This window comes from Pseudomonas viridiflava (genome assembly GCF_001642795.1).
Taxonomy (GTDB): Bacteria; Pseudomonadota; Gammaproteobacteria; order Pseudomonadales; family Pseudomonadaceae; genus Aquipseudomonas; species Aquipseudomonas viridiflava.
Genome location: NZ_LKEH01000018.1, coordinates 447,221 through 473,452 on the forward strand (window position 1 = coordinate 447,221; position 26,232 = coordinate 473,452).

Consider the following 26,232-nt stretch of genomic DNA (forward strand, 5'->3'; position numbering starts at 1 on the left):
AATCGGAGTATGTTGGCGTTGTCAATGGCTTGCTAATTGATTTTTGGGAGTATTAAGGTGTTACGGAATAATCCTACTTTATGCTAGGGTCATGCTGTAGGAAAGTGGCTCTCAAAGAACAACGGATAATGGTTGAAAATAAAAAAGCCCCGACAAACCCAAATCTGCCGAGGCTCTTCCAAACACTATTCCCTTACCGATTAAACCGCTCCACTAACGAATATTGCGAATTCGCCGTATCCGTCAATTCCGCACTCAATACCGCAGAGCGATGCGCTTCATCCGAAGTCTTATCGGCCAATCCGGCAATGGTCGAGATATTGCGGTTGATCTCTTCAGCCACCGAACTCTGTTCTTCGGTGGCCGTGGCGATCTGGGTGGTCATGTCGGTGATGTTGGCCACCGCTTCGCTGATGCCCACCAGCGCCTGATCGGCTTCCAGTACGCGGGCTACGCCTTCTTCGGCCTGGCGATGCCCGGTGTTCATGGTTTGTACGGCGTCGTTTGCGGTCTGTTGCAGTTTGGCGATCAGGCCATGGATCTGTCCGGTGGATTCGGCGGTGCGTTGCGCCAGTTGCCGGACTTCGTCGGCGACCACGGCAAACCCACGGCCCATTTCTCCGGCGCGGGCGGCTTCGATGGCGGCGTTGAGGGCCAGCAGGTTGGTCTGGTCGGCGATGCCTTTGATCACATCGACCACGCCGCCGATTTCATCGCTGTCCTTGGCCAGTTGCGTCACGGTCAGGCCGGTTTCGCCGACCGATGTCGACAAACGCTGAATGGCTTCGCGGGTCTCGCCGGCAATATCGCGGCCGCGACGGGTCAGTTCGTTGGCCTGTTGCGTGGCCTCGGCGGCGCGGTTCACGTGGCTGGCGACTTCTTGTGTGGTAGCCGCCATTTCGTTGATCGCAGCGGCAACCTGTTCTGTTTCCACGCGCTGACGCTCGAGCCCGGTCGAGCTGGCGTTGGCCAGCGAGTTGGATTGACGTGCCTGATGGTTCAGGTGTTCAGCGGTGTCCTGCAGGCGCGTCAGGCAGGTTTTCATGCGCGCCTCCTGGCTGAGTATCGACATCTCCAGACGCGCCTGCGGACCGCGACTGTCGGTGTACATCTGCGCTATCAGCGGGTCGGACGTGGTCTGTTCGGCCAGGCGCAGCAGGCGCTTGGTGCCACGTTGTTGCCACGACAGCCCCAGCAGGCCCAGCGGCACCGAGAGCGCGGCGGCCAGGGCAAAGCCCCATGACGAGTTCAGCCATACACCGATCAGAAAACCGAGCTGGCTGACGAGGATGAACGGCAGCCAGTCCTGCAGCATCGGCAGCCATTTATCGCGCCCTGGCACTGCGCTCTTGCCCTGGTTCAGGCGCGCGTAGAGCCCTTCGGCACGACGGATCTGCTCGGCGGTCGGCTTGATGCGCACTGACTCGAAACCCACAACCTGGCGGTTTTCCAGCATCGGCGTCACGTAGGCGTTGACCCAGTAGTGATCGCCGTTCTTGCAGCGGTTCTTGACGATGCCCATCCAGGGTTGACCAGATTTGAGCGTCGTCCACATGTGCTCAAAAACGGCAGGCGGCACGTCAGGGTGGCGGACGGTATTGTGAGGCGCGCCGACGAGTTCTTCATGGCTGTACCCACTGATGTCCACGAAGGCTTCGTTGCAGTACGTGATGGTGCCGCGGGTGTCGGTGGTGGAAATCAGACGTTGTTCGGCAGGAAAAGTCCGCTCACGTTGAGTGATTGGCTGGTTATTGCGCATTGGATTTCGGTCCTTCGATCAATAAGACTTTCGCGTGTTATCGACCGGTCAGCTCGAAAATTGAATATTACTGGCAGTTTCTGATTCGTCAGACGCAGCTACCGGTCCAGCATAGGGTAGGTAAACAGTGCGAAATGCACCAGATTCAGCCCGAAGTGGCTGATCACCGCAGCCGTCAGGCCACCGAAACGGAAAGCCACGCCGTAACCGATACCCGCCATGCCCGCGAGCAGTCCCCATTCCCATCCGGCGCCCAGATGTGAAAGTCCGAAAAGACAGGCTGTGAGGGTGATCGCCAGCGGTGTCGCGAACCTTGCCGAACCGAACCATCGTTGCAGACCGCCTTGAAGATAGGCGCGGAAGAACAGCTCTTCTGTCAGCGTTACCAGGAGCAGGTTGTTCACCCACCAGATCGTGCTTTGCGCAGGCCATTTGGGTGCCCAGCCCGTTATGCCCAGCATAACGGCCGTCGTCATGCAAAAGGCCGATGTGACGACGAGTGCGAGAACGCCGACTTTGAGTGAATGGGCAATGCCGACGCCGACCAGAATCCAGGGGCAGGCCAGCAGCAGCCAGAAGCCGATCAGAGGCTTGTCCAGGTTCAGGTCCATCGTGTAGGCCGCCGCGTCGGGCGTAAACCGTACGGCATCAATGACGATCGCGTTGTTGAAACCGGGCATCACGCTTAAAGCCAGCGCAAGGCCCGTCAGAATGAACATTGCGTGACCGATCACGCGAACGTAGCGAGGGCGAGTGTTCTGGACGCACACGCCAGCAATGATCAGCAGGCTCAGGCCCAGTATCGCTGAAGGGGCGAGGCTGCCCTGTAAAAGCGCCAGTCCGTACCCGATGCTCAGAAGACTTAAAGCCAGCCAGTGCCGTAAGGCCATAGCAATAACCCTGATGAATGAAATCGGGGAGTCTACAGCGCTTTGGGCGGGGAATTTGTTTCTAACCACTTCCGCAGGCACCTGGGGACATCCCAGGTGCCGTCGCGGTCATCAGGACGCGATCAACTGCCGCAGTACGTAATGCAGAATACCGCCGGACTTGAAGTACTCGACTTCATTCAGCGTATCAATGCGGCACAGCACGTCGACCGTCTCCTGACTGCCATCTTCACGGGTGATGTGCAATTGCAGGCCGATACCCGGACGGATGTCGGCATCGGTCAGCCCGGTGATGCTTAACGTCTCCTTGCCGCTCAGGTTCAGGCTCTTGCGGGTCTGCCCGTTCTTGAACTGCAGCGGCAATACGCCCATGCCCACCAGGTTGGAACGGTGAATACGCTCGAAGCTCTCGGCGATCACTGCCTTGACGCCTAGCAGGTTGGTGCCTTTGGCTGCCCAGTCGCGGCTGGAGCCGGTGCCGTATTCCTGCCCGGCAATGATCACCAGCGGCGTACCTTCCTGCTGATAACGCATGGCTGCGTCGTAGATCGCCAGCTTCTCGCCGGAAGGGACGTGCACAGTATTGCCGCCTTCCTCACCCCCCAGCATTTCGTTGCGAATGCGGATATTGGCGAAGGTGCCGCGCATCATCACTTCGTGGTTGCCGCGTCGCGAGCCGTAAGAGTTGAAATCCTGATAGTCGACGCCTTTCTCCTTCAGGTAACGCCCGGCAGGGCTATCGGCCTTGATGTTGCCCGCAGGAGAGATATGGTCAGTGGTCACGGAATCGCCCAGCAGCGCAAGGATGCGCGCATTCTCGACATCCTTGATGACCGGCAACGGGCCGCCGATGTCTTCGAAGAACGGCGGATGCTGGATGTAGGTCGAATCGTCCTGCCAGACATAGGTTGCCGCTTGCGGCACCTCAATAGACTGCCACTGCTCGTCACCGGCAAACACTTCGGCGTATTCCTTGTGGAACATGCTGGTGTTGACGCTTTCCACGGCTTCGGCGATTTCTTTCTGGGTCGGCCAGATATCACGCAGATAGACTGGCTTGCCATCCGAGCCTTCGCCCAGCGGCTCGCTGCTGATGTCGATGCGCACCGAGCCTGCCAGTGCGTAGGCCACCACCAGCGGCGGTGAAGCCAGCCAGTTGGTTTTCACCAATGGGTGAACACGACCTTCAAAGTTGCGGTTGCCCGACAGCACTGAGGCGACGGTCAGGTCCGACTGTTGAATGGCTTTTTCGATGGGTTCCAGCAGCGGGCCTGAGTTACCGATACAGGTGGTGCAACCGTAGCCCACCAGATCGAAACCCAGCTTATCGAGATATTCGGTCAGCCCTGCCGCTTTGTAATAGTCGGTGACGACCTTGGAGCCCGGAGCCAGCGAGCTTTTGACCCACGGCTTGCGCTGCAGGCCTTTTTCGACGGCCTTCTTCGCAACCAGCCCGGCTGCCATCATGACGCTCGGGTTGGAGGTGTTGGTGCAGGACGTGATGGCGGCGATGACCACGGCACCATCCTTCAAACGATGGGTTTCTCCATTGTGCTCGTAAGAAATCTCACCGCTGACCTGCGCTTCGTTGCCCACGGCAACACCGCCTCCGCCTTCGCTTTCAAGTCGACCTTCTTCGACTTTCGCAGGCTTGACCTGCAAGCCGAGGAAATCACTGAACGCCTGAGCCACATTGGGCAGAGCAACCCGGTCCTGCGGGCGCTTCGGCCCTGCAAGGCTGGCTTCCACCGTGCTCATGTCCAGTTCCAGGCTGTCGGTGAACACCGGTTCCTGACCTGGCAGACGCCACAGGCCCTGCGCCTTGCTATAGGCCTCGACCAGCTTCACGGTTTCATCCGGGCGACCGGACAGGCGCAGGTAATCCAGCGTCACGTCATCGACCGGAAAGAAGCCGCAAGTCGCGCCATATTCCGGCGCCATGTTGGCGATGGTGGCGCGGTCCGCCAGCGGCAGATCGGCCAGGCCGTCGCCGAAGAACTCGACGAATTTTCCCACCACGCCTTTCTTGCGCAGCATCTGGGTCACGGTCAGCACCAGGTCGGTGGCCGTGATGCCTTCCTTCAATTTGCCGGTCAGCTTGAAGCCGATCACCTCCGGAATCAGCATCGACACCGGCTGGCCAAGCATGGCCGCTTCGGCTTCGATACCGCCCACACCCCAGCCGAGCACGCCCAGGCCATTGATCATGGTGGTGTGCGAGTCGGTTCCGACCAAGGTATCCGGGAACGCGTAGGTGCGACCGTCTTCTTCCTTGGTCCAGACCGTGCGGCCCAGATACTCCAGGTTCACCTGGTGGCAGATGCCAGTGCCTGGCGGCACTACGCTGAAGTTGTCGAAGGCGCTCTGGCCCCAGCGAAGAAACGCATAACGCTCACCGTTGCGCTGCATCTCGATATCGACGTTCTGCTCGAACGCCTGCGAATCGCCGAACTTGTCGACCATCACCGAGTGGTCGATCACCAGGTCCACCGGCGACAACGGGTTGATACGCTGCGGATCGCCACCGGCCTTAGCCACGGCGGCGCGCATGGCGGCCAGATCGACAACAGCAGGTACGCCGGTGAAGTCCTGCATCAGCACCCGTGCAGGGCGGTACTGAATCTCGCGGTTGGAACGACGGTCCTTCAACCAGCCGGCAATGGCCTTGAGGTCGTCACCGGTAACGGTCTTGTCGTCTTCCCAGCGCAACAGGTTTTCCAGCAGCACCTTGAGTGACATCGGCAGCTTGTCCAGATCACCCAGCGAGCGGGCGGCGTCGGGCAGGCTGAAGTAATGGTAGGTCTTGTTATCGATGTCGAGTGTTTTCAGGCTTTTCAGGCTATCGAGGGAGGGCATGAACGGCTCCTTGTAGAATAATCTGTGAGCGACGAATCGCGGGTCCGGGTGAATCAGGTCGTGGACGCCGCGTGTGGCCTCAAGCTTAGTGGACTGCCGGGCCGCGCCAGTGGTTCCTGATTCCGTTATCATGCGCGGCTTTCAAGTCCGCCGGGTTACGCCCGCGTGTCGTTGTCCCAGGAGTCACCATGAATACGCTGTTTATGCATTGCCGGCCCGGTTTCGAAAGCGAGGTTTGCTCGGAGATCGCCGAGCATGCTGCGCGCCTGGAGGTTGCCGGTTACGCCAAGGCGCGCCCCAACACCGCCTGCGCGGAATTCATCTGCAGCGAGCCCGACGGTGCCGAACGGCTGATGAGTGGCCAGCGCTTCGATCAACTGATTTTTCCTCGGCAGTGGGCACGCGGCGTCTTTCTGGACCTGCCGGAAACCGACCGCATCAGTGTGATTCTCGGTCAGATGGCCGATTTTCCGGTCTGCGGCAGCCTGTGGCTGGAGGTCGTGGACACCAACGACGGCAAGGAACTGTCGAATTTCTGCAAGAAGTTCGAAGCGCCTCTGCGCAAGGCCCTGAGCCAGGCGGGCAAGCTGATCGACGACCCGCGCAAGCCGCGTCTGCTGTTGACCTTCAAGAGTGGTCGCGAGGTGTTTCTGGGGCTGGCCGACGCGGGCAATTCAGCGATGTGGCCGATGGGCATTCCGCGTTTGAAGTTCCCGCGTGAGGCGCCCAGCCGCTCGACCTTGAAGCTGGAAGAAGCCTGGCATCACTTCATTCCCAGGGATCAGTGGGATGAGCGCCTATCCGGCGACATGACCGGCGTGGATCTGGGCGCTGCGCCCGGCGGCTGGACTTATCAACTGGTGCGCCGCGGCATGCTGGTGACCGCGATCGATAACGGTCCGATGGCGGAAAGCCTGATGGACACCGGGCTCGTTCAACACCTGATGGCCGACGGCTTTACCTACAAGCCTCGTCAGCCGGTGGACTGGATGGTGTGCGACATCGTCGAAAAACCTGCGCGCAACGCTGCGCTGCTGGAAACCTGGCTGGGCGAAGGCCTGTGCCGTGAAGCGGTGGTCAATCTCAAGTTGCCGATGAAACAGCGCTACGCTGAAGTGCGCCGTCTGCTCGACAGGATCGAGGAAGGTTTCAAGGAGCGGGGCATTCGCGTATCGATCGGCTGCAAGCAGCTCTATCACGACCGTGAAGAAGTCACCTGTCATTTGCGCAGACTGGACGTCGCCAAGACAGCACGTCCGCGCAAGGGCTGACGTGATCGTGTGAATTAGGTAACAATGACCACCCGTTTCTGGAGCCCCCCATGTCTGAATCCACCGAAAGCCTCACCGTCGATGCCGTGCTGGATGCCAGCGGACTGTTCTGCCCGGAGCCGGTAATGATGTTGCATCAGAAGGTGCGCGACCTGCCTGCTGGCGGATTGCTAAAGGTGATTGCGACCGACCCGTCGACTACCCGCGACATCCCCAAGTTCTGCGTTTTCCTCGGTCATGAACTGATCGAGCAGCAGGCCGGTGACGGGACCTTCCTGTACTGGATCCGCAAGAAGCTGGACTGATCGGTTGTCGCCGCCTCTCGCCCTTGCTCGCGCTGAGCAAGGGCCAATGCCCGCCTTCAGAGAGACCCCCCATGCGCATTGTCGCTGATGAAAACATTCCCCTGCTCGACGCCTTTTTTGCTCACTTTGGCGACATCCGTCGTCTGCCGGGCCGCTCCATCGACCGTGCTGCCGTTGCCGACGCCGACATCCTGTTGGTGCGCTCGGTGACGCCGGTCACTCGCGAGTTGCTGGAAGGCAGTGCAGTACGTTTTGTCGGGACCTGCACCATCGGTACCGACCATCTGGATCTGGCCTATTTTCTGGAAGCCGGAATCCAGTGGTCCAGTGCGCCGGGCTGCAATGCCCGTGGTGTGGTGGACTATGTGCTGGGCAGCCTGCTCACGCTGGCGGAAATCGAAGGTGCCGACCTCGCGCAACGCACCTATGGCATCGTCGGTGCCGGGCAGGTGGGCGGGCGGCTGGTCAATGTCCTGAAAGGGCTCGGCTGGAACGTGCTGGTCTGCGACCCTCCGCGTCAGGCGGCTGAGTCGGTTGATTTCGTCACGCTTGATGAGATTGTCGAGCGCTGCGATGTGATCAGCTTGCACACCCCGCTCAACAGAACCGGCAACTTACCGACCTGGCACCTGTTCGACGAATCACGTCTGCGCCAGCTCAGGCAGGGTGCCTGGCTGATCAATGCCAGCCGTGGAGCGGTGGTCGATAACGCCGCACTGCATGAGGTGCTTCTCGATCGTGAAGATCTGCAGGCTGTGCTCGACGTCTGGGAAGGCGAACCGCAGGTCAACGTACCGCTGGCTGATCTGTGTGTGATTGCCACGCCGCACATCGCCGGTTATAGCCTGGACGGCCGGCAGCGCGGGACTGCGCAGATCTATCAGGCGCTCTGTGCCTTTCTCGGTCAGCCAGCCTCCATTGTGCTTGAGGATCTGCTGCCCCGACCCTGGCTTGCCCAGGTGACGCTGGATGAGAGAACCGACCCGGTCTGGGCCTTGAACATGCTGTGCCGGGGTGTTTACGACCCGCGTCGGGATGATGCCGACTTCAGGCGCAGTCTGGTGGGTGATACCGCCAGTCAGCGTCTGGCCTTCGACGCGCTGCGTAAACACTATCCGCCGCGTCGGGAGATCGAAGGGCTCAAGGTTTGCCTGAGTGGCGAATCCGAGGCGCTGGCGAAGATTGTCCGTGCGCTTGGTGCGGTGGTCATGCAGGTGGAATGACAGGTAGAAAAAACCCGACTCTGGAGTCGGGTTTCAAGGTATTCGGTGTCACTCAGTTTTGTTCTTCAGGGGTGACCCAAAGCTTGTCACACGCCTGGCAGGCTGCCTGAACCATTTCTTCAGTGATCACAACTTCGCGTCCATCCTGGTCGAGAATCGCACCGCCAACGGGCAGGTCTGGGGTCGCTCGAACGATAGTGACTTCGCTACTGCTGCGCTCTTGCAGGCTCATGGTGTTTCTCCTTTCATCAGGGTTGCGCGTTGAATTTAGCGACACTTGATGACCGCCCGATGACATCGTTCAGTCGTTCAAGCGTGGCTCCAGTCCAGCAGAAACAGGATAAATCTGCCAGCAATTGCTTAGATCGATCCCTTATAGGGGGCTCGTAAAGCTGTCATATCACATGACCCGTCAAACGCCGATCAAGTTCACTGATTTTTGCCGACGTCCTCGAGCGTTTTTGTCGCGCGAGAGGTGTAGGCTGGCGGCTTGGTCAATCAAGACGTACAGGCAGGTTGGTTTTTTCATGATTTCAGTGGTTCCCCGTCGTCACCGTCAGGCCATTCGTCTGGCTGTGGGTTTTATCGCGCCTTATCGATGGCATGCACTGGGCGCCTTGCTTGCGCTGATTGTCACGGCAGGCATCACGTTGTCCATGGGGCAGGGCATCAAGCTGATGGTCGATCAGGGCTTCATGACCCGCTCGCCCGAATTGCTCGAACGCTCCATCGGCCTGTTCATGTTGCTGACGCTCGGTCTGGCCGTCGGCACGTTCACGCGTTTCTATCTGGTGTCATGGATTGGCGAGCGCGTTGTCGCAGACCTGCGCAAGAGAGTCTTCGATCATTTGATCGAGCTGCATCCCGGCTTTTACGAGAACAACCGCAGTTCCGAGATCCAGTCGCGACTGACGGCCGACACCACGTTGCTGCAGTCAGTGATCGGCTCTTCACTGTCGATGTTTTTGCGAAACGCCTTGATGGTGGTCGGGGGCGTCATATTGCTGTTCGTGACCAACCCCAAGCTGACCAGTATCGTGGTGGTCGCCTTGCCGTTGATCATCGCGCCGATCCTGATGTTCGGCAGGCGTGTGCGCAGTTTGTCGCGGGAAAGCCAGGATCGGGTGGCCGATGTCGGCAGCTATGTGGCTGAAGCACTGGGACAGATCAAGACGGTCCAGGCCTACAACCACCAGCAACAGGACAAACAGCGCTTTTCGGTGACCGCCGAGCAGGCTTTCGATACGGCTCGCAAGCGGATTCTGCAGCGTTCATGGCTGGTCACGGTAGTGATCGTGCTGGTATTGGGCGCGGTCGCGGTAATGCTTTGGGTTGGCGGCATGGACGTGATCAGCGGCCGTATCTCCAGCGGTGAGCTGGCAGCGTTCGTGTTCTATGCGCTGGTGGTCGGCATGGCAATCGGTACATTGAGCGAGGTGATCGGTGAGCTGCAGCGGGCAGCGGGTGCTGCCGAGCGGATCAGTGAACTGCTTCAGGCCCGCAGCGAAATCACAGCGCCGACGGTCAATCTGCAACGCCTGCCTGCACGGGTCACCGGAAGACTGGCGCTGGAAGGCGTCAGCTTTGCCTACCCGTCTCGTCCGGAACGCAATGCGATCGATGACTTGAGTCTGGCCATCCAGGCAGGCGAAACCCTGGCCATCGTCGGGCCTTCGGGAGCCGGAAAATCAACGCTTTTTGACCTGCTACTGCGCTTCTATGATCCTCAGCAAGGACGTGTCCTGCTCGAAGGTGTGCCTGTCACCGAGCTTGATCCTCTCGATCTGCGCCGCTGTTTCGCGTTTGTCTCTCAATCACCTGCGCTGTTTTTCGGCAGTGTCGAAGACAACATCCGCTACGGCAACGCTGCCGCGACGTCTGAGCAGGTTGAGGCCGCCGCACGCATCGCTCATGCCCACGAATTCATCCTCGACATGGCTGACGGTTACCAGACTCATCTGGGGGATGGCGGGATGGGGCTTTCAGGCGGACAGCGTCAACGTCTGGCCATTGCCAGAGCGCTGCTGGTCGATGCGCCGATTCTGCTGCTGGATGAGGCCACCAGCGCACTGGATGCGCAAAGTGAGCATCTCATCCAGCAGGCGCTGCCGAGCCTTATGAAAGGGCGTACGACGCTGGTGATCGCCCACAGGCTGGCGACGGTTCAGAACGCCGACCGTATTGCGGTGATGGACAAGGGGCGCCTGGTGGCTGTCGGTACGCACAAACAACTGATTGCCAACAACCCGCTGTACGCGAGGCTGGCGGCGTTGCAGTTCAATGCCGGGATGGATGAAGCGGGGTAGGGCGTGGATACCTTGCGCGAAGCCGTGGGAGGACAGGCCCTCCCACGTTGGTCTGTCAGCGGTACTCACACAGATAGGCGGTATCGACACTGACCTTGAGCTGGAATTTGCTGTTGGCGGGAACGTTGAACTGGCTGCCGGTGGCGAAGGTTTCCCAGTCGGTGCTGTCAGGGAGCTTCACACTTAACTCGCCCGAAATCACGTGCATGATTTCCTTTTGCGCAGTACCGAACTCGTATTCGCCCGCCGCCATCACACCGATGGTTGCCTGACCTTCAGCCTGGCTGAAAGCGATGGATTTGACGGTGCCGTCGAAGTACTCGTTAACCTTGAACATGGGCGATTCCTTATGAAAGGGTTAAAAAGGGCTTGCCAGTATGCCCAACGGGCGAAATCCCGTCACTTTTAATACAAAAGGCTTAATACCAAGTGACTGACGGTCGTTCTGGGCGTCCTGCGGCAAACATCTCACCGTGGGAGGCGGTTTGCCGGCGATATCAGGAACCACCGTAATCAATTAGGCAGAATCAACGGCAGTAGTCTGGCGGTGTTTCGCGCATCGACCAGTGCGCGATGCTGTTGCCCCGTGAACTGCATGCCGGCCAGTTGCAATGCGCTGTTGAGCCCCACGGGGCGTTGCAACTGGCGAGCCTGGGCGAAGCGTTGTTTGAGGTTGACGTACGGCATGTCGGACAAGGCGCTGGTCATGTCGTGCTGGCGCCATTGTTCCTCCAGCTGCTTGCGGTCGTAGTCGCCCCAGCTCGCCCATCCCACGACGCGTGCCCGGTGATGGCTCAACCATCGCTCGAACAGCGGCCACACAACAGGGAATGTCGCGGCGCCGTCGATATTGTTTTGACTGATATGGGTCAAATCACGGCAGAAATGAGTCAGCACCGGCCTGCGCACCGGGCGCACAAAGCGCTCGAAGTGATCCAGCTCCCGGCCATCCTGATTGACCAGCGTCGCGCCTATTTCGATGACTTCCATTTCTGCGACAGGCCAACCACCCTCCTCTGTGGTTGCCTCAAGATCAATCACCAGCCAATGCGGCATTTTCAATGCTCCCGTCAGTATGCGTCAGGTTGAGCGTAGCCATTTACGCACGGCTGTGCCCGGTGCTCTTGTCAGGCTGTAGTCATGTGGACGCATCATGATTGTCCTCTCTCTTGCATCGACCCTGGCATCGAGTATTCGTGCGTTTGTACCAAGTTGGAAGAACCCTCGAGAAGCCCTCTACTGAATCGATACTTGTACGCTGATTTCTAGAGTTGTTTAAAGCGACGAAACCGCATAGCTTGTGAGGTTTTAATCGATGTCGTTTTTATGAAGAAACATGCAGTGATAATCGAGTCGTTTGCGCGCAGGGCAGTATTGGGAACGCTTCTGGTCGCGTCACTGCTCTCTGCATCGCAGGCTGCCGCCGTTCAGATCGTTCGCGTGGCGGCGGTGCATTTCCCGCCTTATATGGTCCGCCCTGAAAAAGGCGAGGATGCCGGGCTTCTTCCGCGGCTGGTGGACGCCTTGAACGCCGAGCAGGACGATTATCAATTCATTATGGTGCCCACCTCGGTGCCACGCAGGTTCCGCGACTTCGCGGAAGGTCGTTTCGACATCGCGATCTTTGAAAATCCTGAATGGGGCTGGAGGGAGATCGCTCACGAGACTGTGGACATGGGCCTTGAAGACGCCGAAGTTTATGTGGCGCGTCGTGTCGAAGGGCGTCAGCAGAACTATTTCGATGACTTGCATGACAAGCGTCTGGCGATCTTCAGTGGTTATCACTACGGATTTGCCAATTTCAATGCCGATCAGAAATACCTGGCTGAGCATTTCAACATCACTTCCACCTATTCCCACGACAGCAATCTGTTGATGGTGTTACGTGGACGTGCCGACATCGCACCTGTCACGCGTTCCTACCTGATCGATTTCATGTCACACAACAAGGACGAAGCGTCGCAGCTGCTGGTCTCTGATCGTGTCGACCAGGTCTATCGGCAGTACGCACTCATGCGTCCACATGGCGCCATCAATGGCGTGCATTTCAGCGAGCTGCTGCAAAAGCTGCGTGAGGACGGGGAGTTGGACACCATCTTCCGGCCGTTGAACATCAAGGTCTTGCCGATGCAGGCCGGTGTCGTTCTGGAATGAGGCAGGGCTGACAGGCTCATGCGCCTTTCAACCCCGGGATTCAGCGGTCCTTGGCTTCCTTGGCGTCCATTTCGGCGTTGCGCTCATGGACACGCTTGAGCTGCTCTTCGGTCAGAGGAACCTTTTTTGCGGTGTCGCGCAGCATCATCAGGCCACCTGCGATCGAGCCGATTGCAACCAATAGAATTAACCAGGCATACCAGGGCATAACGCTCTCCTTCTTGTGATACCGGTTTGAGCTGCGGTGCGGCTCATTGGTTCAAGTGTAAGCGTCATGCAGAGGCCGCGCGCGATCAATTCGCGTGCGGCCTCATGGTTTTATGGACGGGTAACGTCAGAGTCCGGTCAGCATGGCGTCGGCAGGTGCGTCGGCGCGGGACTTGGCGGTCAGGCTGAAGTAGATGAAAGCGATCGCCATCAGGCCGAGGAAGATCAGGCCGATCAGCATGTTGAACCAGGCCATCGCAAGCAAACACACCACCGCCAGGGCCAGTGCAACGCTGGGAACCACCGGGTAGCCCGGCGCACGGAACGAGCGCTCCAGCAACGGCTCGGTCTTGCGCAGCTTGAACAGGCTGAGCATGCTCATGATGTACATCACGATGGCACCGAATACCGCCATGGTAATCATCGCAGCGGTCAGCGTCATGCCGCCCAGGTTGATCAGTCCGTCACTATAGATCGCGGCGATACCGATCAGGCCGCCTGCGATGATTGCCCGGTGCGGCGTCTGGAAGCGCGACAGCTTTGCCAGAGAAGCTGGAAGATACCCGGCGCGGGCGAGGGCGAAGAACTGACGCGAATAGCCCAGGATGATCCCGTGAAAGCTGGCTACCAGACCGAACAGGCCGATCCACACCAGCATGTGCAGCCAGCCGGAGCTGTCGCCGACCACGGCTTTCATCGCCTGTGGCAGTGGGTCATTGATGTTGGACAGAGTGCGCCAGTCGCCCACGCCACCGGCAAACAGCATCACGCCCAGCGCCAGCGTCACCAGCGTCAGGATGCCGCTGATGTAGGCCTTTGGAATGGTGCGCTTCGGGTCTTTCGCTTCCTCGGCCGCCATAGCCGCGCCTTCGATGGCCAGGAAAAACCAGATGGCGAACGGAATCGCTGCGAACATCCCCGCGATGGCCTCGGGGCCGAATGTCTGCGAGCCTGCCCAGCCGTTCAGGGCGAAATTGCTGAAGCTGAAGGCGGGTGCGACCACGCCCATGAACACCAGCAGCTCGGCCACCGCCAGAATGCACACCACCAGCTCAAAGGTCGCCGCCAGCTTCACGCCCATGATGTTGAGGGCCATGAACACGATGTAGGCACCGACTGCGGCATGCTTGGGGTCAAGCCCGGGATATTGCACATTGAGGTACGCACCGATTGCCAGAGCAATGGCCGGTGGCGCGAAGACGAATTCGATCAGCGTCGCCATGCCGGCGATCAGGCCACCTTTCTCGCCGAAGGCGCGACGGCTATAGGCAAACGGGCCACCTGCATGAGGAATGGCAGTGGTCAGCTCGGTGAAACTGAAGATGAAGCAGGTGTACATGGTGGCGACCATCAGCGCTGTTACCAGAAATCCCAGCGTGCCTGCCACACCCCACCCGTAGCTCCAGCCGAAGTATTCGCCGGAAATCACCAATCCGACAGCGATCCCCCATAGATGCAGCGTGCCTAGCGTTGGCTTGAGTTGAGTGCTCATTGTTATCTCCCTGAGGTTCGAAGTGCGTCGAAACATTTTGTTGCAGGGGCTTGCAGAGGCCGTGCCAGTGCACGACGAACCGTCGTATTGCTTCAAAAGAGGTCGTTTGTAGAACGGATCGCTGAATCGGTTCAGGCTGATGTGCGGCTTTGGTGCGTGGCGGTCTTGGGATGTTCGCTGCAAGTGCAGGCCAGCATGGGGCCTTGAGACGATCAGGCTGACGTCTTTCACAGACAGGGCACGCTTGGTAAATACCGATCTACGGGTCCCGTCTGTCCGCAGCTTCGGCTACAATGCGCGCCGATTTCGACTTACCTGAGAACCCGCCCATGTCCGCCTGCCAGACTCCCGTCATCGTCGCCCTGGATTTCCCGACCCGAGAAGCCGCCTTGCGCCTGGCTGATCAGCTCGACCCCACGCTGTGCCGGGTCAAGGTCGGCAAGGAACTGTTCACCAGCTGCGCGTCGGACATCGTCGAAACGCTGCGTAACAAGGGTTTCGAAGTGTTCCTCGATCTCAAATTCCATGACATTCCCAACACCACCGCGATGGCTGTCAAAGCCGCAGCAGAGATGGGCGTCTGGATGGTCAACGTCCACTGTTCCGGAGGCCTGCGCATGATGGCGGCCTGTCGCGAGGTGCTTGATCAACGCAGTGGCCCGCAGCCGCTGTTGATCGGCGTCACGGTGTTGACCAGCATGGAGCGCGAGGATCTGGCCGGTATCGGGCTGGATATCGATCCACAGGTGCAGGTGCTGCGTTTGGCGGCGCTGGCGGAAAAGGCAGGTATGGACGGTCTGGTGTGTTCGGCGCTTGAAGCGCAGGCCCTGAAAGCGGCTCACCCGTCATTGCAACTGGTGACCCCCGGCATCCGTCCGGCAGGCAGCGCGCTGGATGACCAACGCCGTATCCTGACCCCGCGTCAGGCACTGGACGCCGGTTCCGACTACCTCGTGATCGGCCGCCCGATCAGCCAGGCAGCCGATCCGGCCAAGGCACTGGCGGCGGTGGTTGCCGAGCTGGCGTAAACACTGAATGCCTACCCTGTGATCGTTCCCACGCGCGCACGCTCTGCGTGGTAACGCCTCTCAGGACGCTCCGCGTCCGCTCTCGAATGTGACGCAGGGCGTCACGGGATGCATGCCAACGCAGAGCGCTGGCATGATCCCCCAGCTTCAGTAATTTCAATCCACCTTCAGCATCAACTTGCCGAAGTTCTCGCCACTGAACAGCTTGAGCAGGGTTTCAGGGAAAGTCTCCAGACCTTTCTCAATGTGCTCCTTGCTCTTGATCTTGCCTTCCTTGATCCAGCCTGCCAGTTCCTTGCCCGCTTCACCGAAACGAGCCGCGTGGTCGAGCACTACAAAGCCTTCCATACGGGCACGGTTGACCAGCAACGACAGATAGTTGGCCGGGCCTTTGACGGCCGTGGTGCTGTTGTACTGACTGATTGCGCCGCAGATCACAACGCGCGCACCAACGGCGAGCTGGCTCAGCACTGCATCCAGAATGTCGCCGCCCACGTTATCGAAGTACACATTCACGCCGTCCGGGCACTCACGCTTCAGCGCCTTGTGAATGTCGCTCTCGGCCTTGTAGTCGATGGCGGCATCAAACCCCAGTTCTTCGGTCAGCAGGCTGCATTTCTCCTTGCCACCGGCGATCCCGACGACGCGGCAACCCTTGAGCTTGGCGATCTGTCCGGCAATGCTGCCCACGGCCCCGGCTGCACCTGAAATCACGACGGTGTCGCCGCTCTTCGGCAGACCGACATCCAGCAGCGCAAAGTAGGCCGTCATGCCCGTCATGCCCAGCGCCGACAGGTACAGCGGCAACGGTGCGAGGTTGGTGTCGACCTTGTAAAAACCCTTGGGCTCGCCAACAAAGTAATCCTGAACGCCGATGGCGCCTTGCACATGATCACCCTTGGCGAATTTCGGGTTCTTCGACTCGATGACTTCGCCCACGCCCAGTGCGCGCATCACTTCGCCAAGTTGTACAGGCGGGATGTAGGACTTGCCCTCGTTCATCCAGCCGCGCATGGCAGGGTCCAGCGACAGATATTTGTTTCTCAGCAGAATCTGGCCGTCCGCCAATGCAGGGACAGGCACTTCCTGATAAGTGAAATCATCACGGCGCACGGCACCGGAAGGGCGTTTGGCGAGCAGAAACTGGCGATTGGAAAGATCGGTCATGGCAGGGCCTCCTATAAGAGTCAAAAAGTGATTCAAGCCTCGGACGGTGGCCGAGGCAAGCGGCGGTCGTTGAGCGAATGCCGCCTGATCCATATGGTTGATAGGAGTCCCTGTGGGCGGCTGCGTTCAAATTGATACACATGGCTGTCGCAGAGTGCGAGGCTGCGCCTTGAGTCGGCCAGGCGAGTGCTCTACATTGGCCGTTCATTGAAGTACGGATCACTGGCATGTCCTCGACGAATTCGAACACCGTTCACCCTCAGGTTCTGCGTGCAGGCGACGCCGTCGCACTGGTTTCTCCGGCTGGACCCGTGGACCCGCGCAAGATCGAATCGGCTGTCGAGGTTCTCAAGAGTTGGGGGCTGCGCCCGCGTGTCTATCCTCATGCCCTGGGCAAACATTCGTTCTATTCAGGTACTGACGAAGAACGTCTTGCCGACCTCAACGCCGCGCTGGCTGACCCCGAAATCAGAGCCGTGATCTGTAACCGGGGCGGCTACGGCATGCAGCGGATAGTCCGTCAGGTGGATATGGATGCGGTGCGCCGCGATCCGAAGCTGGTCACCGGCTTTTCCGATATCACCGCTTTGCACGGCGCGCTCTGGAGTCATGCACGCCTGGCGAGCATTCATGGTCCGGTCGCGACCCAATTGGAGCGAGGCGGGCTGTTTGCCAGCGGTATGCGCCACGTACTGATGAGCACTGAACCGGTTCTGCTCACGTCTGATCCGGCCGCGCCGAACGCCAGCGTGCGAACCGGCGGAACGGCGCAGGGTGTGCTGTTGGGCGGCAACCTGTGCATGTTGAGCACCTCGGTTGGCACGCCGTTCATGCCTGACCTTACCGGCGCGATTCTGTTGCTTGAAGAGGTGAACGAGCCCGCGTATCGGGTCGATCGGATGCTCACGCATCTTGGCAACTGCGGCATTCTTGAGCGTCTGGCAGGTATCGCGCTGGGTGAGTTCAGTCCTGCCCCCAACACCGGTGGCACCATCAGTCCGGCCCATGTATTGGCAGAGCGCCTGAGCAGTCTGGGTATCCCTGTGCTGGGCGGACTGCCCGTAGGGCACGGCGATGCCAATCAGGCCGTACCGCTGGGAACACAGGCCGTGCTGGACGCAGATGCAGGTACGTTGCTGGTCGCGGCAGCTGCTCGTGAGTAAACCCGCTTCAAGCTGCCCGGCGCGGATTTAGAATCAGCAGCGTCAACACTCCCGCGACGATGCCCCAGAACGCTGAACCGATGGAAAATAGCGTGAGCCCGGATGCGGTCACCATGAAGGTGATCAACGCCGGTTCGCGTTCGCCGGGCTCGGCCATGGCGACGGTCAGGCCGTTGATGATCGAGCCAAACAGCGCCAGCGCCGCAATCGACAGCACCAGTTCCTTGGGAAATGCGCCGAAGAGCGCAGCCAGCGTCGCGCCGAACACACCCGCCACTGCGTAGAAAGTCCCGCACCAGATCGCTGCCGTATAGCGCTTGTCCTTGTCTTCATGGGCATGCGGACCCGTGCAGATCGCTGCGCTGATGGCCGCCAGATTGACGCCATGGGCGCCGAAGGGCGCGGTCAGCAGCGAAGCGATACCGGTCACGGAGATCAACGGCGAGGCGGGCGTCTGATAGCCGTCGGCTCGCAGCACCGCAATCCCCGGCATGTTCTGTGACGTCATGGCCACCACGAACAACGGAATGCCGATGCTTATGGTCGCCGCCAGTGAAAACTCAGGTGTCGTCCAGACGGGCAGAGCCACTTCCATCGCCAGACCATCGAAATTGAGCAGTCCCAGCAGCGCTGACAGCACCACCCCGACCAACAGTGCCGCCAGCACCGAATAGCGCGGCGATATACGCTTGATCACCAGATAGGTCAAAAACATACCTAACACCAGGCCGGTACGATGCTGCACCGCGATAAAAATCTCGCTGCCGATCCTGAACAGAATGCCCGCCAACAAGGCTGCAGCAAGCGAGGCGGGCAGGCGTTTGACCATGCGTTCGAAGCTGCCGGTCAGTCCGCACAGCGTAACCAGAATGGCACACGTGATGAACGCGCCGATCGCTTGCGGATACGTCACCCCGCCCAGACTGGTAATCAACAGCGCAGCCCCGGGCGTTGACCACGCAACGGTGATTGGCGCGCGATAACGCAGTGACAGACCGATGCTGCATACCGCCATGCCCATGAACAAGGCCCACAGCCATGAGGAAATCTGCACGCTGGTCAGCCCCGCTGCCTGGCCTGCCTGAAACATCAGTACCAGCGAACTGGTGCAGCCCGTCATCATGGCGATGAAGCCCGCCACAACAGAGGAGGGCGATGAGTCTGCCAAAGGACGCAGCGGCAGCTTCAGGTGAGAATTCATGCAGGGTCTTCCTTGAACGGCAGGCAGCAAAAAGGCGCACAGCCTATACGGATCGCCAGGCAGGCGTGCGATACAGCGGCATGAGCAATCGCCGGAACAGTTATTTTCGGTGAGCAGCTGACCTGATCAGTCGGCGTCTGAATCGGCGGGCCGAGCGCTGGACTGCAGCGTCTGGCCAAGCGCCTCGTTGACGGCCATCCAGCCATCCACGGCTGCCTGCCCCGCGTCGGCGAATACGCGTTGCAGCAGTTTGACCTGTTCACGACGCAGCGCCTGTTCAAACCTGACGCCTTCTTCAGTCAGCCCGAGCAGTCGCTTGCGCTTATCAGTGTCGGGCGCCTCGCTGTGCACCAGATTCATGGCGATCAGTTGCCGCAAGGGGGCGTTGAGGGCCTGTTTGCTGACGCCGAGGACTGTCAGCAGTTCCTTGACGCTGAGGTCGGGATAGCGCGCGATGAAAAACACGATGCGCTGATGGACGCGACTGAAGCCGCGCTTGTCCAGCATTTCGTCGGCTTTCGCAGTGAAAGCCTGGTAGCCGAAGAAAAAGGCTTCCATGGCACGCTGCTGATTGGCGGAATTTTTAAGGTCAAGCATATTGACGTATCCGGGTGGCGCGGCGTAATTTGAGTCAACAAGTTTGACTCATTTGCATTGGGCTCTGCCAGGGATATTGTCATGCCATTCTCCGAACGCGTTTCCCGTCTCAAAAGTTCTCTGATCCGCGAGATTCTTGCCGCTGCCCAGCGTCCGGAAGTCATGTCCTTTGCCGGTGGCCTGCCTGCCGAGTCCATGCTGCCCAAGGTCGAGTGGGCGCAAATGCCTGTCGCGCTGGGCCAATACGGCATGAGTGAGGGTGAGCCGGCGCTGCGCGAGGCACTGGCCGCCGAAGCCCGGGCGTTGGGCATCCAGTGTGAGGCCAGTCAGGTACTGGTGGTCAGCGGTTCGCAACAGACGCTGGACCTGGCCGCCAAGCTGTACATAGACAAGGGCACGGAAATCCTGCTGGAAGCGCCGACTTATCTGGCTGCGCTGCAGATCTTTCAACTTTTTGGCGCGAATTGCCTCACGGTGCCTTTGCAGGCCGATGGCCCTGAACTCGCTGCCATGCGCCAGCGTCTGGAACAGCACAAACCTGCCTTCGCCTACCTGATCCCGACCTTTCAGAACCCCTCCGCTGTGCGCTACAGCGAAGCCAGCCGCGAAGCGGTAGCGGCACTGCTCGACGAGTTCGGCGTGACCCTGATCGAGGACGAACCCTACCGCGAGCTGAGTTTCGACGGCGGCAGCGCCAGGCCCATCGTCAGCCGATTGAAACGGTCGAGCTGGGTCTACACCGGAACGGTCTCCAAGACCCTGCTGCCCGGTCTGCGCGTGGGGTATCTGATCGCCAGTCCCGATCTGTTCCCGCACCTGCTGCGCCTCAAGCAGTCGGCCGACCTGCACACCAACCGTCTCGGACAGTGGCAGGCCTTGCAGTGGATCGGCACCGAACACTACCGTGAGCACCTGACGACGTTGCGCGAGTTCTATCGCAGCCGACGGGACGCGTTCGAGCGGGCGCTGCAGGATCATTTCAGCGATCTGGCCGAGTGGAACAGCCCGCAAGGTGGCCTGTTCTTTTGGCTGACCCTGCGTCAGCCGCTGGACACACGCACGCTACTGGATGCCGCGCTTGCGCAGGACGTGGCGTTCATGCCCGGCGAGCCGTTCTTTGCCGACCCTGACGCCAATCACGGCCATCTGCGACTCAACTTCAGCCACATTGATCCGGCCCGGCTGGACGAAGGCGTGAAACGACTGGCATCTGTCGTGCGCACAGCACAGAATCTCAAGGCAGCCTGAATCGATTCGATCAGCAGGGACTTCGGTCACAGAAGGGGCAGGGCGATGTACAAGGTTTACGGTGATTACAACTCGGGCAACTGCTACAAGATCAAGCTGATGCTCAACCTGCTGAACATTCAGTACGAGTGGGTGCCGGTCGATATCCTCAATGGCGAAACCCAGACGCCAGCCTTTCTGGAGAAGAATCCCAACGGCAAGATCCCGGTTCTGGAACTGGAAGACGGTACGTGCCTGTGGGAGTCCAACGCGATTCTCAACTTCCTGGCCGACGGCACCGCTTACCTGCCGACCGAGCCACGCCTGCGCACGCAGGTCCTGCAGTGGCAGTTCTTCGAGCAGTACAGTCACGAGCCTTCGGTGGCGGTTGCGCGCTTCATCCAGTTCTATCTGGGCCTGCCCGCAGAGCGCATGGTCGAGTACCGCGCCATGCAGAAGTCCGGCTACCGCGCGCTGGCGGTAATGGAGCAACAGCTTGATCGCACGCCGTTTCTGGTAGGTGAGCACTTTTCCATTGCCGACATCGCACTCTATGCTTACACCCATGTGGCGCATCAGGGCGGCTTTGATCTGGCGCCTTATTCCGGCATTCGCAAATGGCTGGATCGGGTCAAAGACCAGCCGGGGTACGTGGGAATGCTGGATTGACTGCAACTGCGGGAGCCGGCCCGTTCACGACAACAGCTACCTGACATACCGAGAAAAGGAATATTCCATGCGTTTCGCTATAACTGTCCTGGCCGCCCTGATGGCATTGGGCGTTGGCTGTTCGGCCCAGGCCGAGGACTGCGATGCCAGTCAGGCGAGCATGAACCAGTGCGCGGCCAAGGAATTATCAGCACTCGATGCCGACCTGAACACGCAGTACAACGCGCAGATGAACTGGCTGAAAAGTCCGGAAAAAAAACAGGCGCTCAAGGACGCTCAGCGCAAATGGCTCGCTCTGCGTGATGCCGACTGCCTGTATCAGGTGGGCAAGCGTGAAGATTCAGGGTCGATCTGGCCATTGCTGCAAACCCGGTGTCTTGCAGAGCAGACCAGGGTACGGGTCAATCAGTTGAAGGCTTACGTTGCCTGTCGGCAGGAAGGTTGCCCGCGCTGAAGGTACGCGGGCTTTGACTCAGACTGCGCCGAAACGCTTGTCCAAATAGTCGATGATGACGTTGGACTCGTACATCCAGACCGTTTTGTCGCCTTCCTCGATGCGCAGGCAGGGCACCTTGATTTTGCCGCCTTCGTTGAGCAGTGTCTGGCGATCCAGCTCATTATTCTTCGCATCGCGCAGGGCGACCGGCACGTTCAGGCGACGCAGCGCGCGGCGGGTTTTGACGCAGAAAGGGCAGGCGTGAAACTGGTACAGGGTCAGGTCCTGCGCCGATTGATCCACTGCAGCCTGAGCTGCCGGATCACGTTTCTTCTTGCTCGGGCGAGTGAGGAAATCGATGCCGATGACGAGTTGGCCGAGACCGACCCTTAATGCTTTCATGAACACGATCACAACCTCTTGCGATGGGGAGATGGAGCAGCAGCCGCGCCGAAAGGCGAGGCTGCGAGCCGGGGATCACTTGATCAGGCTGAGAAATTCGCTGCGGGTCGCTGCGTTTTCACGGAACTCGCCAAGCATCACCGAGGTGATCATGGCAGAGTTCTGCTTCTCGACGCCGCGCATCATCATGCACATGTGCTGGGCTTCGATGACCACGGCAACACCAAGTGCGCCAGTGACTTGCTGAATGGCCTCGGCGATCTGACGGCTGAGGTTTTCCTGGATCTGCAGGCGGCGAGCATACATGTCGACGATGCGTGCGACTTTCGACAGCCCAAGCACCTTGCCATTCGGGATGTACGCGACGTGAGCCTTGCCAATGAACGGCAGCAGGTGATGCTCGCACAGCGAATACAGCTCGATGTCCTTGACCATGACCATCTCGCTGGCGTCAGAGCTGAACAGCGCTTCGTTGGTCACTTCTTCAAGGGTCTGCGCGTAACCGCGGCACAGGTACTGCATCGCCTTGGCGGCACGTTTCGGTGTGTCGAGCAGGCCTTCGCGGGAGACGTCTTCGCCCAGTTGCCCCAGGATGGCGGTGTAATTCTGTTCCAGTGTCACAGGACTGTGTTTCCGTGTGGGTTCGATAAACGCGAAGGCATGACCCCTTCGCCAAGTCACATATAGTAACTTACGCGCAGGGACAGGTGCACGGCGGGGCTGCAAAACGGCGTTTTGTATCGCTTTGCTTACCCGATGGCAACGCACTGGCTACCCATTTTCCCCGGTGGACGCGGTCTGATGGACAGGTTTTCAAATACTGTCCGTTGAAAGAGTGAGTCCGGGATGTTGAGTCGAATGGTAAAAATGGCAGTGTTCGCCATCGTGTTGTCGTCAATGTCGGGCTGCTGGCCGTTCTGGCCCGGTCCGGGTGGACATGGGGGCGGCGGCGGTCACCATCAGGGGCCAGGCGGTGGCGGCGGTCCGGGTCCGGGCTTCGGTCCTGGCGGCGGTCGCTGAGGGTAAGAGCGCGGGTCACGACGCCTTTAGTCGTCGCGACCTTCCATCATCGTGCGCTTGAGCATCACATACACCGCACCCGCGCCGCCATGTTTGGCCAGGCATGAGCAGAAGCCCAGTACCTGCGAATGCTGACGCAGCCAGGTGTTGACGTGGCTTTTGATCATCGGGCGCTTGCCGTCCAGTCGTACGGCTTTGCCGTGCGTGACGCGCACGCAGCGTATTTCGAGTTTTGTGGCTTCGGCCAGAAACTCCCACAGGGTTTCCCGGGCCAGTTCGACGTTCATTCCGTGCAGATCCAGTGTGCCTTCGAAGCTGATCTGCCCCAGCTTGAGTTTGCGCATCTGGCCTTCCTGAACCCCGTCGCGCGACCAGCTCAGCACGTCTTCGGGGCCGACATCGATCACGAACTGGTCGGACAGACCATCAATCGTCACCGCATCGGTACGCACGGTCGCCGACTGACGCAGGCGCGCCAGCAATTTGCGGTCAGTCTTGGGTTTGCCGACATCGGCATGTTCGTGCTTGATGGGCTTGACGCCACGCGTCTCGCTTCTGAACAGGGAAAAATCGTCGTCTTGCATGGGGCCTCCGCGAAGGGGGCTAGTTTAACCGGGAAGACGAAGCGCTCAGTCGTGTTTTTTCATCAGATGGGCTGACATGCTCAATCCGCCGGAACTGCGCGGCCCACGACCGCTTCTGCGCCACAGCCACATACCCAGCAAAAGCACCAGCAAACCGGCCACGGCAACCACTGCGGCACCTGCGGGATTGGCGTTCAGATCGCCCAGTGCCTGGGGATGCACGATCAGGCTGGAGCCTCCGGTCAGGGCCAGCGCCACACCGGAGACCAGAAACACGAAGGCAATTGTTTTGCCGATTCGCGTCCGCCAGTTACTTCGCCCTTTGGGACGCAGCCTGCGGGCGTCGAAACCATCGGATATCTTCATTCCGGTTTCCTCAGTGTTTATCGGCGCTCTGACCAGAACAGGCGGACCTGGGTTCCCGTTCCGGACGCAAAGGAGGGCAATAAGGGATGGGCGGTTAGGTGAATAGGCTCATACAGCCTGTGCACAGAGGCAAGGGGCTCAAATCAGGTCTTTGGTCAGTGCCAGCGTGGCAAAGTTGTCGGCCATGATCGCCATCTCGGTGCGGTGCACGACCTGAGCGCTTACCACACCGTGTGGGCTCGGCAGGTCGCGGGTCGCGCAGGCATCATCGACCAGCGTGCAGCGATAGCCGTAATCCTTGGTGGCGCGAACGGTGGTGCTGATGCTTGAGTGGCTCATGAAGCCGCAGATCACCAGATCCAGGTGACCCAGGCTCTGTAGCAATTCGTGCAGTCCGGTGCCGTTGAAGGCGTTGGGCAGACGCTTTTCGACCAGATGTTCGTCGGCCTGAGGCAGCAGTTCCGGGACCAGTTGGCCGCGCTCGCCCTGAGGGTCGAACAGGCCGCCAACGGTTCCGAGGTGGCGGACATGCACGATCGGGCATTTGACGGCGCGGGCCTTGGCAACCAACTGACCGATATTGGCCAGGGCTTCATCGACGCCGGTAAGGGCCAACGGACCGCTGAGGTACTCTTTCTGCGCGTCGATGATAATCAACGTGGCATTGCTCAGGCTGGCCGGCGCATGAACACGGCCGCTGAGTTGAAACATGGTCTTGATGGAAGGCATTCGAGGGCTCCTTTTGAATGGGGCTTTTGCGACATTGTCCTCTGGCTGAAGGGTTATGGGAATGGTCACTGTTGCAAGTCACGGTTTTTATGGCCTGCAGGGCATTTGGATGGCTGCGTAGCTGGCGGTTTGCCTTGATGGCGGGTCGCGAATGGGCGAAACTTCCAGGCCTGCCCGCGCCGCTCAGAGATCAGGCGCATTGCCTCGTCCTGCCCCCGGCCTTTTCAAGTGGCCTGTCGTTTTCTCAAGGAGTCTGTCCATGATCACTTCCCGCTTGCGTACCGTGCGCGACCACATCCGTTGGGCCGTCAGCCGGTTTCATGAGGAAGATGTATTTTTCGGTCATGGCACCGACAACGCGTGGGACGAAGCGCGGCAACTGGTGCTGGGCGCGCTGCACCTGCCCTGGGAAATTGCCGACAGCTACCTGGATTGCCGCCTGGAGGTCGATGAGATTTCCGAACTGCAGGGCCTGATCAAGCGCCGCATCAACGAGCGTATCCCGACGCCTTATCTGCTGGGCGAGGCCTGGTTCTGTGGCATGTCGTTCATCGTCGATGACCGCGTGCTGATTCCACGTTCGCCGATTGCCGAACTGATCGAAGACCGTTTTGCGCCCTGGCTGGCGAGCGAGCCGACCCGCATTCTTGACTTGTGTACCGGATCGGGCTGTATCGGTATCGCATGTGCCGACGAGTTCAAGGACGCCGAAGTCGCATTGGCCGATCTGTCATACGACGCGCTTGAAGTGGCCAACCAGAACATCGAGCGTCATGGCATGGAAGACCGTGTCTACACCGTGCAGGGCGATGGCTTCGAAGGTCTGCCCGGGCAGCGCTTCGACCTGATCGTTTCCAACCCGCCGTATGTCGATGCCGAGGATTTTGCCGACATGCCGGACGAATACCAGCACGAGCCGGAACTGGCGCTGGCCTGTGGCAGTGATGGATTGAATCTGGTGCGTCGCATGCTCGCCGAGGCGGCCGATCATCTGACCGAGAAAGGTCTGCTGATCGTTGAGGTGGGCAACAGCCAGGTGCATGTCGAGGCGCTTTACCCGGAAGTCGATTTCGCCTGGCTGGACTTCCAGCGCGGCGGGCACGGTGTGTTCATGCTGACCGCCGAGCAGTGCGTCGCGCATCAGGCGCTGTTCCAGTCGAGGGTGTAAATCCCGAGTGGC

The 26,232-nt window shown here is 59.7% G+C and carries 28 protein-coding genes; 12 read left to right on the top strand and 16 right to left on the bottom strand.

The genetic code is table 11. The features are described from left to right. Nucleotides 1-193: 193 nt before the first annotated feature. The 3 genes from AO065_RS05845 to acnA form a co-directional block, all read right to left on the bottom strand. On the bottom strand, nucleotides 194-1,759 hold the full coding sequence (locus AO065_RS05845; protein ID WP_004880845.1) for a methyl-accepting chemotaxis protein: 1,566 nt from the start codon (nucleotides 1,757-1,759) through the stop codon (nucleotides 194-196). Between the two features lie 98 nt (nucleotides 1,760-1,857). After that, entirely contained in the window at nucleotides 1,858-2,649 is a 792-nt protein-coding gene (locus tag AO065_RS05850; RefSeq protein ID WP_004880846.1) for a CPBP family intramembrane glutamic endopeptidase, read from the bottom strand. Nucleotides 2,650-2,760: 111 nt separating this feature from the next. Beyond that, complete coding sequence (acnA, locus tag AO065_RS05855; protein WP_054540843.1) at nucleotides 2,761-5,505, bottom strand: aconitate hydratase AcnA; 2,745 nt, start codon at nucleotides 5,503-5,505, stop codon at nucleotides 2,761-2,763. Nucleotides 5,506-5,693: 188 nt separating this feature from the next. Between acnA and rlmM the strand changes: the two genes are divergently transcribed. From rlmM to pdxB, 3 genes are all read left to right on the top strand, one after another. Further along, nucleotides 5,694-6,776 carry a 23S rRNA (cytidine(2498)-2'-O)-methyltransferase RlmM gene (rlmM, locus tag AO065_RS05860; RefSeq protein ID WP_004880863.1) on the top strand — a complete coding sequence of 361 codons (1,083 nt, stop codon included), beginning with the start codon at nucleotides 5,694-5,696 and terminating at the stop codon, nucleotides 6,774-6,776. Nucleotides 6,777-6,826: 50 nt separating this feature from the next. Continuing rightward, on the top strand, nucleotides 6,827-7,081 hold the full coding sequence (tusA, locus tag AO065_RS05865) for a sulfurtransferase TusA (RefSeq protein WP_004880865.1): 255 nt from the start codon (nucleotides 6,827-6,829) through the stop codon (nucleotides 7,079-7,081). A 71-nt stretch (nucleotides 7,082-7,152) separates the two neighbouring features. Continuing rightward, the gene (gene pdxB, locus AO065_RS05870; RefSeq protein WP_004880868.1) at nucleotides 7,153-8,304 is read left to right on the top strand and encodes a 4-phosphoerythronate dehydrogenase PdxB; all 1,152 of its coding nucleotides are present in this window, start codon (nucleotides 7,153-7,155) and stop codon (nucleotides 8,302-8,304) included. A 52-nt stretch (nucleotides 8,305-8,356) separates the two neighbouring features. Here the strand turns inward: pdxB and AO065_RS05875 are convergent, their stop codons facing one another. After that, nucleotides 8,357-8,536, bottom strand: coding sequence for a PA1571 family protein (locus AO065_RS05875; protein WP_004880870.1), 180 nt, complete (start codon nucleotides 8,534-8,536; stop codon nucleotides 8,357-8,359). A 295-nt stretch (nucleotides 8,537-8,831) separates the two neighbouring features. On the opposite strand from AO065_RS05875, the gene AO065_RS05880 reads away from it, so the two are divergent. Continuing rightward, the gene (locus tag AO065_RS05880) at nucleotides 8,832-10,610 is read left to right on the top strand and encodes an ABC transporter transmembrane domain-containing protein (protein WP_004880872.1); all 1,779 of its coding nucleotides are present in this window, start codon (nucleotides 8,832-8,834) and stop codon (nucleotides 10,608-10,610) included. Nucleotides 10,611-10,665: 55 nt separating this feature from the next. On the opposite strand, the gene ppnP is transcribed toward AO065_RS05880, so the two are convergent. Next, on the bottom strand, nucleotides 10,666-10,947 hold the full coding sequence (gene ppnP / locus AO065_RS05885; RefSeq protein ID WP_004880874.1) for a pyrimidine/purine nucleoside phosphorylase: 282 nt from the start codon (nucleotides 10,945-10,947) through the stop codon (nucleotides 10,666-10,668). Between the two features lie 176 nt (nucleotides 10,948-11,123). Continuing rightward, nucleotides 11,124-11,666, bottom strand: a complete 543-nt coding sequence (locus AO065_RS05890) for a 3'-5' exonuclease (RefSeq protein WP_004880875.1) — start codon at nucleotides 11,664-11,666, stop codon at nucleotides 11,124-11,126. Between the two features lie 270 nt (nucleotides 11,667-11,936). On the opposite strand from AO065_RS05890, the gene AO065_RS05895 reads away from it, so the two are divergent. Further along, nucleotides 11,937-12,764 carry a substrate-binding periplasmic protein gene (locus AO065_RS05895; RefSeq protein WP_004880877.1) on the top strand — a complete coding sequence of 276 codons (828 nt, stop codon included), beginning with the start codon at nucleotides 11,937-11,939 and terminating at the stop codon, nucleotides 12,762-12,764. A 40-nt stretch (nucleotides 12,765-12,804) separates the two neighbouring features. On the opposite strand, the gene AO065_RS05900 is transcribed toward AO065_RS05895, so the two are convergent. Continuing rightward, nucleotides 12,805-12,972, bottom strand: a complete 168-nt coding sequence (locus tag AO065_RS05900) for a DUF2897 family protein (RefSeq protein WP_004880879.1) — start codon at nucleotides 12,970-12,972, stop codon at nucleotides 12,805-12,807. 126 nt (nucleotides 12,973-13,098) lie between these two features. After that, nucleotides 13,099-14,463: an ethanolamine permease gene (eat, locus tag AO065_RS05905; RefSeq protein WP_004880880.1), complete on the bottom strand. Its 1,365-nt coding sequence runs from the start codon at nucleotides 14,461-14,463 to the stop codon at nucleotides 13,099-13,101. A 329-nt stretch (nucleotides 14,464-14,792) separates the two neighbouring features. Between eat and pyrF the strand changes: the two genes are divergently transcribed. Beyond that, entirely contained in the window at nucleotides 14,793-15,491 is a 699-nt protein-coding gene (pyrF, locus tag AO065_RS05910) for an orotidine-5'-phosphate decarboxylase (protein WP_004880882.1), read from the top strand. A 156-nt stretch (nucleotides 15,492-15,647) separates the two neighbouring features. On the opposite strand, the gene AO065_RS05915 is transcribed toward pyrF, so the two are convergent. After that, entirely contained in the window at nucleotides 15,648-16,658 is a 1,011-nt protein-coding gene (locus AO065_RS05915; protein ID WP_004880884.1) for an NADP-dependent oxidoreductase, read from the bottom strand. Nucleotides 16,659-16,885: 227 nt separating this feature from the next. On the opposite strand from AO065_RS05915, the gene AO065_RS05920 reads away from it, so the two are divergent. Continuing rightward, complete coding sequence (locus AO065_RS05920) at nucleotides 16,886-17,821, top strand: S66 peptidase family protein (protein WP_004880887.1); 936 nt, start codon at nucleotides 16,886-16,888, stop codon at nucleotides 17,819-17,821. Nucleotides 17,822-17,828: 7 nt separating this feature from the next. Here the strand turns inward: AO065_RS05920 and AO065_RS05925 are convergent, their stop codons facing one another. Both AO065_RS05925 and AO065_RS05930 read right to left on the bottom strand, forming a co-directional pair. Further along, on the bottom strand, nucleotides 17,829-19,022 hold the full coding sequence (locus AO065_RS05925; RefSeq protein WP_004880889.1) for a benzoate/H(+) symporter BenE family transporter: 1,194 nt from the start codon (nucleotides 19,020-19,022) through the stop codon (nucleotides 17,829-17,831). Between the two features lie 126 nt (nucleotides 19,023-19,148). Continuing rightward, nucleotides 19,149-19,619, bottom strand: a complete 471-nt coding sequence (locus AO065_RS05930) for a MarR family winged helix-turn-helix transcriptional regulator (RefSeq protein ID WP_004880891.1) — start codon at nucleotides 19,617-19,619, stop codon at nucleotides 19,149-19,151. A gap of 81 nt (nucleotides 19,620-19,700) precedes the next feature. Here AO065_RS05930 and AO065_RS05935 point away from each other — a divergent pair, with 81 nt between their 5' ends. The 3 genes from AO065_RS05935 to AO065_RS05945 all read left to right on the top strand — a co-directional run bounded on the left by AO065_RS05935 (nucleotide 19,701) and on the right by AO065_RS05945 (nucleotide 21,969). Then, the gene (locus tag AO065_RS05935; protein ID WP_004880893.1) at nucleotides 19,701-20,867 is read left to right on the top strand and encodes an aminotransferase-like domain-containing protein; all 1,167 of its coding nucleotides are present in this window, start codon (nucleotides 19,701-19,703) and stop codon (nucleotides 20,865-20,867) included. A 45-nt stretch (nucleotides 20,868-20,912) separates the two neighbouring features. Continuing rightward, nucleotides 20,913-21,515 carry a glutathione S-transferase family protein gene (locus AO065_RS05940; RefSeq protein ID WP_004880895.1) on the top strand — a complete coding sequence of 201 codons (603 nt, stop codon included), beginning with the start codon at nucleotides 20,913-20,915 and terminating at the stop codon, nucleotides 21,513-21,515. Nucleotides 21,516-21,582: 67 nt separating this feature from the next. Continuing rightward, nucleotides 21,583-21,969, top strand: a complete 387-nt coding sequence (locus AO065_RS05945; protein WP_004880898.1) for a lysozyme inhibitor LprI family protein — start codon at nucleotides 21,583-21,585, stop codon at nucleotides 21,967-21,969. Nucleotides 21,970-21,987: 18 nt separating this feature from the next. Here the strand turns inward: AO065_RS05945 and AO065_RS05950 are convergent, their stop codons facing one another. Next, nucleotides 21,988-22,359 carry a glutathione S-transferase N-terminal domain-containing protein gene (locus tag AO065_RS05950; RefSeq protein WP_004880899.1) on the bottom strand — a complete coding sequence of 124 codons (372 nt, stop codon included), beginning with the start codon at nucleotides 22,357-22,359 and terminating at the stop codon, nucleotides 21,988-21,990. Between the two features lie 69 nt (nucleotides 22,360-22,428). After that, nucleotides 22,429-22,974: a GTP cyclohydrolase I FolE gene (folE, locus tag AO065_RS05955; RefSeq protein WP_004880900.1), complete on the bottom strand. Its 546-nt coding sequence runs from the start codon at nucleotides 22,972-22,974 to the stop codon at nucleotides 22,429-22,431. Nucleotides 22,975-23,211: 237 nt separating this feature from the next. On the opposite strand from folE, the gene AO065_RS26475 reads away from it, so the two are divergent. Beyond that, on the top strand, nucleotides 23,212-23,373 hold the full coding sequence (locus tag AO065_RS26475; RefSeq protein ID WP_162272280.1) for a hypothetical protein: 162 nt from the start codon (nucleotides 23,212-23,214) through the stop codon (nucleotides 23,371-23,373). A gap of 26 nt (nucleotides 23,374-23,399) precedes the next feature. Here the strand turns inward: AO065_RS26475 and AO065_RS05960 are convergent, their stop codons facing one another. From AO065_RS05960 to AO065_RS05970, 3 genes are all read right to left on the bottom strand, one after another. After that, nucleotides 23,400-23,957 carry a Smr/MutS family protein gene (locus AO065_RS05960; protein ID WP_004880904.1) on the bottom strand — a complete coding sequence of 186 codons (558 nt, stop codon included), beginning with the start codon at nucleotides 23,955-23,957 and terminating at the stop codon, nucleotides 23,400-23,402. Between the two features lie 45 nt (nucleotides 23,958-24,002). Next, nucleotides 24,003-24,323 carry a hypothetical protein gene (locus tag AO065_RS05965; protein ID WP_004880906.1) on the bottom strand — a complete coding sequence of 107 codons (321 nt, stop codon included), beginning with the start codon at nucleotides 24,321-24,323 and terminating at the stop codon, nucleotides 24,003-24,005. A gap of 138 nt (nucleotides 24,324-24,461) precedes the next feature. Beyond that, complete coding sequence (locus AO065_RS05970) at nucleotides 24,462-25,052, bottom strand: cysteine hydrolase family protein (protein WP_004880908.1); 591 nt, start codon at nucleotides 25,050-25,052, stop codon at nucleotides 24,462-24,464. A 259-nt stretch (nucleotides 25,053-25,311) separates the two neighbouring features. Between AO065_RS05970 and prmB the strand changes: the two genes are divergently transcribed. Beyond that, nucleotides 25,312-26,220 carry a 50S ribosomal protein L3 N(5)-glutamine methyltransferase gene (gene prmB / locus AO065_RS05975; RefSeq protein WP_004880909.1) on the top strand — a complete coding sequence of 303 codons (909 nt, stop codon included), beginning with the start codon at nucleotides 25,312-25,314 and terminating at the stop codon, nucleotides 26,218-26,220. The last annotated feature ends 12 nt before the right edge of the window (nucleotides 26,221-26,232 follow it).